This window comes from Hyphomicrobium sp., assembly GCF_036780825.1.
Lineage (GTDB): Bacteria > Pseudomonadota > Alphaproteobacteria > Rhizobiales > Hyphomicrobiaceae > Hyphomicrobium_C.
The window spans coordinates 174,852-187,573 of the sequence record NZ_DAIQCD010000002.1 but is presented as its reverse complement, the minus strand read 5'-3'; the positions used below and the strand labels follow the sequence as shown (position 1 = coordinate 187,573).

The following is a 12,722-nucleotide window of genomic DNA, read 5'->3' as shown; positions in this document are numbered from 1 at the left end:
CCTTGCGCACCGCCGTCCTTGCGTTATGGGACTAGGTCGATGGGGCGAGGATTTGAGCATGGCGGATAGAGCGGCCAGCGAAACCAGAGACAAAGGCCCGGAGCGGGACAAGCCCTGGCTGTTTCGCACCTACGCCGGACACTCCACGGCCGCCAAGTCGAACGAGCTCTACCGTAAAAACCTGGCCAAAGGACAAACCGGCCTCTCCGTCGCCTTCGATCTGCCGACGCAGACCGGGTACGATTCCGACCACGAGTTGGCCAAGGGGGAAGTCGGCAAGGTCGGCGTGCCGATCTCGCATCTCGGCGATATGCGCCGCCTGTTCGAGGGCATTCCCCTCGACCAGATGAACACCTCAATGACGATTAACGCCACGGCGGCGTGGCTCCTCTCGCTCTACATCGCCACGGCCGACGAAACGGGTGCTTCACGCACGAAGCTCACCGGCACCATCCAGAACGACATCATCAAGGAGTACCTTTCGCGCGGGACCTACGTGTTCCCGCCGGAGCCCTCGCTGAGGCTCATCAAGGATACGATCGTCTACTCCTATCGCGAGGTTCCCAAGTGGAACCCGACCAACGTGTGCTCCTATCATCTGCAGGAGGCCGGCGCGACGCCGGTGCAGGAGCTCTCCTATGCGCTCGCCACCGCCATCGCGGTGCTCGACACGGTGAAAGCCTCCGGGGAGGTGCCAGACGCCGAGTTCGGAGACGTCGTCGGCCGGGTGTCGTTCTTCGTCAACGCCGGCCTGCGCTTCATCACCGAGATCTGCAAGATGCGGGCTTTCGGCGAGCTGTGGGACGAGATCTGCCAAGAGCGCTACGGCGTGACCGACGCCAAGAACCGGCGCTTCCGCTACGGCGTTCAGGTCAACAGCCTCGGCCTCACCGAGCCACAGCCGGAAAACAACGTCTACCGCATCCTGATCGAAATGCTGGCGGTGACGCTCTCCAAGAATGCCCGCGCCCGCGCCGTGCAGCTGCCGGCTTGGAACGAGGCGCTCGGGCTGCCGCGCCCCTGGGACCAGCAGTGGTCGCTCCGGATGCAGCAGATCATGGCCTATGAGACGGACCTGCTCGAGTACGGCGATATCTTCGACGGCTCGGCGGAGATCGCGCGCAAGGTGGGCGAGCTCAAGGAACAGGCGAAGGGCGAACTCAAGACCATCGAACGCATGGGCGGCGCCATTTCCGCCATCGACTACATGAAGCGCCGTCTCGTCGAGAGCAACTCGGCGCGCCTACGCCAGATCGAGCTCGGCGACCAGATCGTCGTCGGCGTCAACCGCTGGACCGAGACGGAGCCCTCGCCGCTCACGACCGGTGAGGGCTCGATCATGGTCGTGGATCCGGCGGTGGAGGCCGAGCAGATCGAGCGGCTGAAGGCATGGCGCGCGGCCCGCGACGCTAAGACCACCGCCAAGGCGCTCGCCGAACTCGAAGCGGCCGCCAGGGAAGGCCGCAACATCATGGAAAGCTCGATCGCCTGCGCCAAGGCCGGCGTTACGACAGGCGAATGGGGCGCAGCGCTGCGGAGCGTGTTCGGAGAATACCGCGGCCCGACCGGCGTCGCTCAAGCGGCGCCCGAGCGCGGCAGCAACGGCCTCGACTCCGTGCGTGCTGAAGTGGAGGCCGTGTCGGCAAAGCTCGGCCGACGCATCAAGTTCCTGGTCGGCAAGCCGGGACTCGACGGCCACTCGAACGGAGCCGAGCAGATCGCCGTGCGTGCCCGCGACGTCGGCATGGAGGTCGTCTACGAGGGCATCCGCCTGACGCCCACGCAGATCGTACGCGCCGCGGTGGACGAGAGCGTGCACGTCGTCGGCCTTTCGATCCTCTCCGGCTCGCACCTGCCGCTCGTCGGCGAGGTGATGGAGCGGATGCACCGCGAGGGCTTGTCGGACGTCCCGGTCGTTGTTGGCGGGATCATCCCGCCGGAGGATGCGGCAAAGCTCAAGGGAGCCGGCGTGGCGGCGGTCTATACGCCCAAGGACTTCCAACTCAACGACATCATGGCCGACATCGTCCGCCTCGTCGACGGCCACCAGGAGCGGGCCGCTTAAACCGTTCCCGCATACCCGCGTCTTGCAACAACGCGCGCGGCGCGGTCGGATTTTAGCCAAGAATCGAACCCATGCTCGCGTCCGTCGGGGGGCGACTCCAAGGAAGAGCACATTGCTTCTGGGGAGGGACCATGCGAGGGGACGCGCAAGGGCGGCTCGATCGCGGGCCGTGGACACAGCTCGCCGACCACATGCCGAAAATCACCGTACTGGCAGCCCTGCTTGCCGCCGGGTACGCCTATCATGAGACGTCGCGCGCCGAGCGTCACGTTGCCGGCACGGTGCAAAGCGCGGATTGGCGTCTCAACGGCGATACCGGCGAGCACTATCCCTATATCCGGGTGAAACTCGACAGCGGCGCCTCGGTCCGCGTCGGCAACGTCGCGCCTGCGCTGCCGGCCGTCGGCGACCACATCACACTGCGCGAACGGATCCTGCTGTTCGACTACATGACGATTTATGAGTGGGACGGGCCGGACGGCGTGCTGCCCGCGATCGCGCATGGAAGCCGCCAAAATCAATAGGGCGCCCGCCAGTGGCGCGCGCCCTCTTACAACCGGCCTTTACTCAGATGCGCAGCTCAGGCGGCGACCATCGCCTTGCGGGCGCGGGACGCACGTGGCTTGGCCTCTTTCGCCTTCTCCGGCACCGGGCCGCGCGCCTCGGCTGGCGTGCCCCGGAGCTGCTTCGAGACGCGCACCTCGGCGGCCTCGAACGCCTTGCGGAGAACGGGCACGGCACGCGCCGGATCGGCACTGCCGCTCATGAAGATGTCGAGCGCCGCGTAGCCCGTCTCGGGCCAGCTATGGATCGCGATGTGGCTCTCCTCGAGCACGGCAACGCCGGTCACGCCGCCTGCGTGCACGAGCGGCTGCACGTGCATATGCAGAAGCGTGCCGCCAGCGGCCTCGACACATTCCCTAAGGGTCTGTTCCACGTGCCCGATATCATCGAGACGACGGGCGCCAAACAGGTCGACGATCAGATGCCGGCCAGCATGGTTGCGCGCGCTCGTGCGCGTCGCGGTCGTCTCCTCAAGAGCAGTACGTGCACCCTGAGCACGCACAGCGAGATCTTCCTTTTGGGCGGGGCTTGAACGAGTCAAGTCCATCCCCAATTGGAAGAGGGTGTCATTAAAGGCCATATGACCCTCCCCAACCAGCAGACAGATTTAACCCGAACGCTCCTTACCTTGGGGGTGTGGGGATGGAAGTCCTTGACCTTAAGGGCAGGTGGACGAACGGAGACCGCTGATATGGTGCAAGCGCCCCTGCGTCGCAAGCGAAAAATGGGGGCGCGGGACGTAAATGTTTGCGTTCGATCGCCACACCGCCTGAGGCCGGCCCGCCTGACCCGCTCCGTATGCAGAATACATCACTGCGGGCCTAGAAACTGCTCGAGCAGTTTCTTGCCTTTCTCCTTGCGGCTCTTGCTATCGCCGCTCAGGAGATCGTTCACGATCTCGTCCGCTTTCTTGCCCTTGAACTGCTTGCCGATGCCTTTGATAGCCTCAACCGTTTTCGGATCGTTGAGCACGCCGGCGACGTCGGGGGTGTACTTGGGGTTCGCCCAAGGGCCTTGGACGCGCACAGGCACCTCGATGCCGGACAGGTCCTGGGCGCCACCCTGCCCGGCCAGGCTGGCGACGATCTTCGGCCGCAGCGTGTAGTCCACCTCGCGCTGAGGCAGGGCCACCCGGCCCGATCCCGTGAGGCGCAGGAGCGGGCTCACGAGCTTGAGGTCGTCGTTCTCGGCAACGCCGGCTTTGACCGTCCAGGTCGCGCTCATCTCGCTGAAGTCGGTCTTGTCGGTCGGCGCCGCACCGAGACCCGAGAGGTTACCCTTTCCGAGATTGCGTATCATTTCCGGGATGTTGATGCCGAGGACCGCCCCGTCGGCGAAGGCCATCTGAACCCGCCCACTCAACGTCTCAACGATCTCACGCTCGCTTGTGCCCTCGCCCGCGAGGGTCAGGGCAAGGCGCCCGCGGCCCGCGAGCCGATCAACCTCGACCGCATCCTTCAGAAGCGGGAGGGCAGAAACGCCATCCAGCTTGAGATCGGCGGCAAGATTGGCGCTGGTCTCGGCTGCGCCGTCGAGGATGACGGTTCCGCTGGCCGCGCCCTCGTAAAGGCTCACCTTGTCCAGCGTCATGGTCATGACCCGGTTCTTGAGCGCAACCGTGAGGTCCGACCGGTCAAGGTTCAGCGTGCCGATGCGGAGCTTGCCGATCGTCAGGCGCGCGTTGGCGTCCAGAATGCCGAGCTGGGCAAGGTCGAAGGGCTCCTCGCTCCAGCCGTCGCGCTGCGTGAAGCCCTGGACGCGTGGCCCCGGCGGAGCAGGCGCCTCATCGAGCAAGTCCTCGATGGAGCGCGTCTCGCCACCCGCCGGGATGCGCCGCGGTGACCGAGCCGATGCCTTGCGCTTCGAAGCGTAGGTGTTGAGATCGAGCTCGGTGAGCTGCAGGTTGGCATCGACCAGCGGGCGGGCGCCGCGTGCGTCGAAGCTGATGTCTCCGCGCGCCACCGTGTCGTCGAGCTCGATTTCAGCGGTCGTGAACGAGAACCGCTCCGGCATGCCGCGCCAGAGCCCTTTCGCCTTCAGCGCTCCAAAGCCCTCGGATGGCGGAAGATCCGCGCCGAACCAGCCTGCCAGCCCGCGCGCCGAGGTGGACGTGGCGGAGAGAATTCCTTCGGCGCCGAGCTCGCCATGCAGGCTCGCGGAGCCTTCGAATGTGGCATCGAGCACGTTCGTGCCGAGCGCAAGCCTGAGCTTGGCCGGGCGGTGATCGAGGACATCCGCCAGCGAAGTCAGCGTGCCGTCGAAGCGCACCGTCTTGCCCTTCCAGGCGAGATCGCCTTCAGCCTCGAGCGGCGCAGCAAGTGTCGGAAGCGCAAGCTTGACGTTGATGGCGGACAGCTCGGATGTCCGGTCCGTGCGCGCGTCATGGTAGCTCAGCGTGCCGTCGTCGATGCGCACATCGTGCAGCTTGAGATCGGATACGTGGCGTGCGCTTCGGCTCTGAGTGGCCGGGAACCCGGGGTCGGCGTCGGTTGCGGTGGCCTCCTCCGCGCCGGCGCCTTCTGCTTGAGCAAGCCTGATCCGTCCCTGGCGCTCGCCGGACGCGAAATCCCACGAGCGGCGGCCGCTGGCGTCGACCTCGAGATGGAACACCGGCTCGCGCAAGATCAGCGTGTCGACTTCGAACTGACGCCGGAGCAGCGGCCAGAACGCAATCTTGAGATCCAACGCCTTCATGGTCACGAGCGGCTTTGCATCCGCAGCGTCGGGGATGCCGGAGAGCGAGACGCCGGAAAGCGAGATGCCAAGCGACGGAAAGAGCGTGAACGAGGTGGGTCCTGCGATGACAAGATCGCGCCCCGTGCGCTCCTTCACCGCGAGGACGGCGCGATCCCGCACAAAATCGGCGGGGAAGGCCACGAGCGCGAAAGTCACCGCTCCCGCGACCATGGCGAGAAGGCCGAGGCCGGCATAAAGGAGGACGGAGCCGAGCGCGCCTGTGGCACGCCGTTCGGCGGAGCGCGGCATCGCCTGATCGCGCCTGTGCGGCGCCGCCGAGAGCTGGCCCCGCCGGCCCGGACCGGCCTGTCTTGGCCCGTGGGCGGACATCTCGCCGGCCCCTGGCGGCCTCGGCGGAGCATAGCCGTGATGCGCCTCTCGCGCGGGATCGCGGGACGCAGGGCGAGGCGGGTGAAGGGTCGGATCCGGGCGCACCCCCTGTGCCGGCACACCAGGTCTCGGGGGCATGGCCGGCCTCGCCGCGGAGACGCTTGCTGGCCTTGACGGCGGATCGCCGCGCGCGTCAGCGGGCCGGTCGGTGTCCAGGCGGGGCGGCCGCCCGGTGGGCGGGAGTCTATTGGTCATTCAAGGTCCGATATATCGCAACAGCGGCGCGAGGCCGGCTGGCCTCCAGGCTCTAACCCGGAATTGTGTCAGCGCAGGGCCGATCCCGCGATGCCCGCGCCACCTCTTATCCACGCTTCAATCCACGGTGCCGCTGGGCGGCCGAGTACGGCACAACCTCCGGGCGAGCCGACCTCAACGGGCAAAGTTGTATCGATCACCATGAAGAACACCACTTAATTGTTTAAAATTTGCCGCTTTACGGTCTCCCTTTGGTCATTCGACTCTGCCATCATACAACCTATGGCTGAATTTCCCTACACCCGCTTGTCACCGCTTGGATTGGCCCTCGCGCTCGCCGCAGTGGTACTTCTCCGAGCACCGACGGGCGGCCCCGCCCAGGCAGCAAACCCCGATGCAACGGTGCTCAGCGGCGTCGCAACGGTTATCGATGGCGATACTCTCGACATCGACGGCGAGCGGATACGGCTCGAAGGGATCGACGCTCCCGAGGCCGACCAGACCTGCGGCGGAGGTCCGTCCGGATCGTGGGACTGCGGGCGCGCCGCAACGAACCATCTGAGATCCCTGGTGCGTGGCAAGCACGTGGGGTGCGAAACCGCAGGGCGGGACATCTACGGCCGGGTCCTCGGCTCGTGCACGGCCAGCGGCCGCAATATCAACGCCGAAATGGTGCGCAGCGGGCATGCCTGGGCGTTCGTGCGCTATTCGCTCCGCTATCAGGCGCTCGAAGCCGAGGCACGCGGCAAGCGGATCGGCATCTGGAAGGGCGAGGCGGAGCCCGCCTGGGTCTTCCGCGCCGACCGCTGGCAAACGGCAAAAGCGCGGGCTCCGGAAGGCTGTGTCATCAAGGGCAATATATCCGCGAACGGGCGGATCTATCACATGCCCTGGAGCCCCTGGTATGGGGAGGTGCGCATCGAGCCCGGCAAGGGAGAGCGCTGGTTCTGCAATGAGGCCGAGGCGGCTGCGGCCGGTTTCCGGCCCGCGATGGGCTACTGAGAGCCATTTCCCGCGCACAAGCGCTTTGGAATTTGCGTTCTCGATGCGAGCGACCGACTTTGGCTTGCAATCAGCACGCACATCGAGAACGAACGAATCCAGCAGCGCTCTAGAAGCCGTTCCAGCTCAAGTGGAATCAGGGAACGGCTCTAGGCTTTTGTTTCCTCGTGCTTCTTCTCGGAAAATCGGTTCCCACTTTTCCTGAAGCACTCTAGGCGTCGGTCGGCTCGCTGGCGGTGACGGCCGGCACCACCCGCGGCTCGGCGATCTCGCGCTCGCGGCGGCGCGGCTGCGGAGGCTGGAAGGCGCGGCGAGCGTGGAATTCGCAGTACGGCAGGCCGGCAACCTTGGTCTTGCCGCAGAAGTGGAAATCGGCCGCCTGCGGATCGCCGATCGGCCAGCGGCAGGAGCATTCCGTTAGCGTTTGTATGGTGCGGCGCTCCTTGAGCGGGATTACGAGCTCCTCGACCGACTGCGTAAATGGCTCGGCCTCAGGCTGATACAGGGAGCGCAATGCCGAATTGCCCTGTGGCGCAAAGCGGGTCTTCTGCTGCATGCGCCGGGCGGTTGCCGCGGTGCTGCGTGCCCGCGGGCGGTGCGATTTCATGCGCGACGTGGTGGCGCGGCCGGACAGTCCGAGACGATGCACCTTGCCGATCACCGCGTTGCGGGTGACGCCGCCGAGGCGTCCTGCGATCTGGCTGGCGCTAAGCCCTTCAGACCAGAGCTTCTTCAAAAGCTCAACCCGTTCGTCATTCCAGGCCATAGTGGTGCTCCCTCAAGCATAGGCGTTCCCGAGCCCGCGGCTCGGAAAGCGAGGCGTGCGAATGGCTTACGGCTGATCACGACCGGCGGCAGAAAGCACACGCCGAGCGTGAGCAGGGCCGTACCCTACTCGCAACGCGAACTGAAGATGGACGCAGGAACTAGAGCGGACCGGCGGGCGAAAGCCGCGCATCTACACAAGGGTCCGAACGCAGGCCAGACAAGCAACACAGGAGGGCCGCAACACAACGCGACATCTCGTGTCTGGACAGGGTTAACCTACAATAACTTGATTTTCTTGTACAAGCGCAGCCAGCTTGCGCCGAGGCTATTGACAGGGGGCGCGTTGCGCACTCGCCACAGAGTGAGTCGCAACACCCGGCAAGAACGGCCTTTCGCGACTGTCCCCGATATTATTCCGCCCCTTGGCGGCGCAAAAATGGCAGATCAGAACCACACGGTTGCCGCCAATGGGCCGCGCCCCTTGCCCACGGGAGATAGCCCGGCCGCATGCTTGCCGCGGCACCCGGAACGGGTCGGACATCGCCCGGGCGCGGCGGCACTCTTTCACCATGCTCCCTATCCGGCACTTTGAGTGCATGACTTCGCCCAGTCTCTCTCTTGCATGGCTTCGCCCGGTCTTTACTCTTGCATGGCTTCGCCATGACCGGTTCCCGCTTTCCCGGAAGCGCACTTTCCTGGAAGCATGGAGCCTGCACATCAGGCTCCGTTGACTTTATTAACTGGTACGCGTATCACCCGAACCTCGCGCAGCCGCCGGGAGGGCGGCTTTTCTCTTTTTGGGGAGCGGGATTGGCGCCATGTCCAAACCCCTCACAGCATCGGCCGGCTCAACCACGCGCCCGGGCTCGGGCCCGTCGCCAGCGGTCATGGGCACCTATGGCCGCCAGGACATCGTGTTCGTCAAGGGCGAAGGCTCCTGGCTCGAGACCGAGACGGGCGCACGCTATCTCGACTTCGCGTCAGGCATCGCCGTCAATGCCCTGGGCCACTCCCATCCGCGCCTCGTCGCCGCGCTGACCGAGCAGGCGGGCAAGCTGTGGCACACGTCCAATCTCTACCGCGTGGCCGGCCAGGAGCGGCTCGCCGAGCGGTTGACCGCGGCGACCTTCGCCGACCGTGTGTTCTTCTGCAATTCCGGAGCGGAGGCCTGCGAGGGCGCCATCAAGGTCGCCCGCCGCTTCCATTTCGTCTCCGGCCGGCCGGAGCGCTGGCGCATCATCACTTGCCAGGGCGCCTTCCATGGCCGCACGCTGGCCGCGCTCGCCGCTGCCGGAAATCCAAAATATCTCGAGGGCTTCGGTGAAGAGGCGCCGGGCTTCGACCACGTGCCGTTCGGCGATCTCGACGCCGTCCGCGACGCCATCGGCCCGGAGACGGCGGCCGTCATGATCGAGCCCATCCAGGGCGAAGGCGGCATCCATGTGGGCTCCGAGGCCTACCTCCAGGGGCTGCGCAGCCTCTGCGACAAGGCTGGCATCCTTCTCATCCTCGACGAGGTGCAGAGCGGTGTCGGGCGTTCCGGCAAGCTGTTCGCCCATGAATGGGCCGGCATCACGCCCGATGTCATGGCCATCGCCAAGGGCATCGGCGGCGGTTTCCCGCTCGGCGCCATTCTGGCAACGGAGGAGGCGGCAGCCGGCCTCACCCCCGGCACCCACGGCTCCACCTTCGGCGGCAACCCGCTCGCCATGGCCGTCGGCGAGGCCGTGCTTGATGTCGTGCTCGAACCGGGCTTCCTCGAGGGCGTGCAGCAGAAGGCTTTGCGGCTGCGGCAGGGCCTTGCGCGCCTCCGCGACCAGTTCCCCGATCTCGTCGTCGAAGTGCGCGGACAGGGCCTTCTCTCGGGCATCAGGCTATCGTCGGCTCCGGCCGCTGTCGTCGCGGCCGCCCGCGAAGAGGGTCTCCTCGTCGTCGGTGCGGGCGACAACGTCGTACGCATTCTTCCACCGCTCACCGTCGCCGATCACGAGATCAGCGAGGGCATCGAACGCCTGTCGCGGGCGCTCGCGCGCGTTTCCTCACCCAGCAATACCTAACCCCCCAACCTTCCGGATCTGGAGCCGGCCGTCGACCATGGCCAACGCACCCGCTATTCGACATTTCCTGGATCTCGACGAGATCGATCCGCGTACGCTGCGGCGCATCGTCGATGCCGCCCATGCCATGAAGGCGGCCGGGAAGCGCGTGCCTGCCAAGCTCAAGCCGAAAGGCATCGAGGACGACGTCCTGGTCCTCATCTTCGAGAAGCCGTCGACGCGCACGCGCGTGTCGTTCGACGTCGCCATGCGCCAGCTCGGCGGACAGACGATCACGCTCAACCAGAACGACCTCCAGCTCGGCCGCGGGGAGAGCATCGCCGATACGGCGCGCGTGCTCTCGCGCTATGCCGACGCGATCATGATCCGGGCTAACTCCCACGCCACGCTGCTCGATCTCGCCGAGCATGCCACCGTGCCGGTGATCAACGGTCTTACGGACAAGACGCACCCGTGCCAGATCATGGCCGATGTCATGACCTTCGAGGAGCACGTCGGCCCTATCAAGGGGCGCACCGTGGCCTGGGTTGGCGATGGCAACAATGTGGCTGCCTCCTGGATGCAGGCGGCCGCCAAGTTCGGCTTCACCCTGCGCGTCGCGTGCCCGGAGCAACTGCGCCCGAAAGCGGAGATCGTCGACTGGGTTCGCCGCGAGAAGGCCGACGTCTCCATTATGACCGACCCCAACGAGGCGGTGCGCGGCGTCGATTGCATCGTCACCGACACGTGGGTTTCGATGGGGGATACGGACGGTGCGCGACGGAAGAAGCTGCTGAAGCCCTATGCCGTGAATGACGCGCTGATGGCGAAGGCGGCCAAGGGCGCGATCTTCATGCATTGCCTTCCGGCCTACCGCGGCAACGAGGTGACGGAAGCGGTTCTCGAAGGGCCTCAGTCGGTGATTTTCGACGAAGCCGAGAACCGGCTTCATGCACAAAAGGCGATCCTGGCTTGGTGCCTCGGCGCTGGCTGACGCGTCTCCTGCCTCTCTTCTCCGCCCGTGAACGAAAATTACGGACGGAGCCGCGCTCCTTCCCAGCGCCAGCAAAAGGTGCTGTAAGAGCACGCGGTTTCCGCACGCGGGGGAGGACTGCTCATATGACCTTTCGATTTAGGATTGGCCTAGCGCTCGTGCTTGCCCTTGGGCTCGCGGCCGTCGTTTATTTTGCACATGCTGCGGAGCCGCTCGGGCTTCTGGGCGCGGCTGCCGCCGCCAACCTGCTGGTGGCTGCTGCGGGCGCACGTGAGCGCCGCACGCTGCGCGCAGCAAGCGCATCGCGGAGCCTGATCGAGGGCGCAACGGCCCGCACGATGGGCGTGATCTGGCTGTGGGGCGCGGCGGCCCTGGTGCTGATCTACACGACCGTGATGTCGTGGCGCGAATGGACGCATTTTTCAGCGGCTTTCGCCGGCGCCGGCCTTCTCTGCCTCGGCTTTTCGGCACTTCTGAAAAAGGATGCCGACAAAGGCCGCGAGGACGCGACGCTGCTCCGCCTGGGGCGCTATCTCGCCATCGGTCAGCTCCTCGGCATGCTGGCAACGCTTGCCGGCCTTGTCATCGATCCAGACAAGGAGATCCTCTACGCGACCGATAACGACTGGGCCGGCAATGGAATTTTCCTGTTTGGCGCGGTGGCGCTGGCGATCGTGTCCGCCTATGCGTTGATTGACGGACGGAAGGATTCCCCCTAGTCAGGGGCTCGCATGAGCCTCAATCACCAAGGGCGTTCCTACACGTCGGGCATCTCGTTGCGGCCGCTGCTGCCGTGGCTGCTGCTGGCGTCTGCCTTGAGCATCACGATGATGGTGCTGGGAGCCGGGCGCGGCGACGAGGTGCTGCCATCGCTCTCCGCCGGGCTGCTCGTAGCGCTCGTGGTCGGCACCGGGCTCGGCATCAACGCGCCGCTCTGGTCGAAGAGCACGGGCTCGGCAGCCCAGCCGGACGGCTTGGGCTCGATCCGCGAGGCGCTGAGATGCAACGTCTGGCTCGCCGCGCTGGTCTACGCCTGGGGCGCATCCGCGCTTTTTGCCATCTACTCCCTGTCTGATCTCGCGTGGCGTCACGCCTTCCAGTACGGCTTCGGAGCCGCCGTCTTCGCAGCCGGACTCGGCGTGTATGGTATCTGGCTCGGCCGCAGCCGGCAGCGCCGCATGCCGCCCCTCGTGCTCACCCTCGTCCACGGCCTCGCGGCCGCCGGCGGGCTCAGCTACCTTATCGGCGCGGGCAAGCTTGCGACCACGCGGGGCGACTGGGCGGCCAACGAGGTGTTTTTCTGGGGCGGCTTCGCCATCGTCGCGCTCTGCCTCTTTTCAGCGGTGACGCAAACGCGCGTGAGAGGCTGACTGGGCTCGAGCTGCCGTTTAATGCGGATGCAAATAGTCCATGCGGCCGGCGTCGAGAGCGCGCTGCAGCGCATTGGCGAAATCACGGCGCTCATCATCGTTCAAGAGACGCGCGAACTCGAGCTCCCGGCCGTGCGACGCGAGCATCAGGCGATTGCCGCCGTCCGGCCCCTCGGTAAAGAGCAGCCGCACCCAATGGGGGTTGAACTCGAAGCTGCGGCTCTTGCCCGTCGGCGATACCTGCTTCAGGGTGAGCGTTCGCGGCGTGAGATCGACGATCTCATGAGCGAGTCCGGATTTGTAATTGAGCTTGAAAGCAATGTAGACGAGCAGCACGTCGAGGCCGAAGAAGCCCATGATCGGCCAGGCGCCGGAAAGCAGGAAGAACGTCCCGCAGACGAAGCTCACGCCGCCGATGGCCAGCATCAGGATCAGAAAACCGCGCGGGGAGAGCGAACGGTGGGAATACAGAACGGCGCGAAAGACGCTCGCATCCAGGCTCTGAGGTCCGCTATCGTTCATCCGCTTCAGCCTACATTCGAGATTTATCTTGTCAAAGCGCCAAACCTTGCAAGTCCGTTCCCTTTCGCATGCCACCCCTG

At 65.7% G+C, this 12,722-nt stretch carries 11 protein-coding genes; 7 read left to right on the top strand and 4 right to left on the bottom strand.

Features of this window, described 5'->3' with window-relative positions; genetic code table 11:
- Positions 1 to 58 precede the first annotated feature (58 nt).
- Together V7P99_RS02045 and V7P99_RS02040 are read left to right on the top strand one after the other, a co-directional pair.
- Positions 59 to 2,065, top strand: a complete 2,007-nt coding sequence (locus tag V7P99_RS02045) for a protein meaA (RefSeq protein ID WP_333793157.1) — start codon at positions 59 to 61, stop codon at positions 2,063 to 2,065.
- 131 nt (positions 2,066 to 2,196) lie between these two features.
- Positions 2,197 to 2,589, top strand: coding sequence for a hypothetical protein (locus V7P99_RS02040; protein ID WP_333793156.1), 393 nt, complete (start codon positions 2,197 to 2,199; stop codon positions 2,587 to 2,589).
- Between the two features lie 56 nt (positions 2,590 to 2,645).
- On the opposite strand, the gene speD is transcribed toward V7P99_RS02040, so the two are convergent.
- Entirely contained in the window at positions 2,646 to 3,131 is a 486-nt protein-coding gene (speD, locus tag V7P99_RS02035; RefSeq protein ID WP_333793155.1) for an adenosylmethionine decarboxylase, read from the bottom strand.
- Positions 3,132 to 3,439: 308 nt separating this feature from the next.
- Entirely contained in the window at positions 3,440 to 5,695 is a 2,256-nt protein-coding gene (locus tag V7P99_RS02030; RefSeq protein WP_333793154.1) for an AsmA family protein, read from the bottom strand.
- 537 nt (positions 5,696 to 6,232) lie between these two features.
- Between V7P99_RS02030 and V7P99_RS02025 the strand changes: the two genes are divergently transcribed.
- Positions 6,233 to 6,952, top strand: a complete 720-nt coding sequence (locus tag V7P99_RS02025; protein WP_333793153.1) for a thermonuclease family protein — start codon at positions 6,233 to 6,235, stop codon at positions 6,950 to 6,952.
- 211 nt (positions 6,953 to 7,163) lie between these two features.
- Here V7P99_RS02025 and V7P99_RS02020 read toward each other — a convergent pair whose 3' ends face one another.
- The gene (locus V7P99_RS02020) at positions 7,164 to 7,718 is read right to left on the bottom strand and encodes a GcrA family cell cycle regulator (protein WP_333793152.1); all 555 of its coding nucleotides are present in this window, start codon (positions 7,716 to 7,718) and stop codon (positions 7,164 to 7,166) included.
- A gap of 889 nt (positions 7,719 to 8,607) precedes the next feature.
- On the opposite strand from V7P99_RS02020, the gene V7P99_RS02015 reads away from it, so the two are divergent.
- The 4 genes from V7P99_RS02015 to V7P99_RS02000 all read left to right on the top strand — a co-directional run bounded on the left by V7P99_RS02015 (position 8,608) and on the right by V7P99_RS02000 (position 12,120).
- Positions 8,608 to 9,777 carry an aspartate aminotransferase family protein gene (locus V7P99_RS02015; protein ID WP_333793202.1) on the top strand — a complete coding sequence of 390 codons (1,170 nt, stop codon included), beginning with the start codon at positions 8,608 to 8,610 and terminating at the stop codon, positions 9,775 to 9,777.
- 37 nt (positions 9,778 to 9,814) lie between these two features.
- Positions 9,815 to 10,750, top strand: coding sequence for an ornithine carbamoyltransferase (gene argF / locus V7P99_RS02010; RefSeq protein WP_333793151.1), 936 nt, complete (start codon positions 9,815 to 9,817; stop codon positions 10,748 to 10,750).
- A gap of 125 nt (positions 10,751 to 10,875) precedes the next feature.
- Complete coding sequence (locus V7P99_RS02005) at positions 10,876 to 11,469, top strand: hypothetical protein (RefSeq protein WP_333793150.1); 594 nt, start codon at positions 10,876 to 10,878, stop codon at positions 11,467 to 11,469.
- A 12-nt stretch (positions 11,470 to 11,481) separates the two neighbouring features.
- On the top strand, positions 11,482 to 12,120 hold the full coding sequence (locus V7P99_RS02000) for a hypothetical protein (RefSeq protein WP_333793149.1): 639 nt from the start codon (positions 11,482 to 11,484) through the stop codon (positions 12,118 to 12,120).
- Between the two features lie 18 nt (positions 12,121 to 12,138).
- On the opposite strand, the gene V7P99_RS01995 is transcribed toward V7P99_RS02000, so the two are convergent.
- Positions 12,139 to 12,642: a DUF2244 domain-containing protein gene (locus V7P99_RS01995; protein WP_333793148.1), complete on the bottom strand. Its 504-nt coding sequence runs from the start codon at positions 12,640 to 12,642 to the stop codon at positions 12,139 to 12,141.
- Between the last annotated feature and the right edge of the window lie 80 nt (positions 12,643 to 12,722).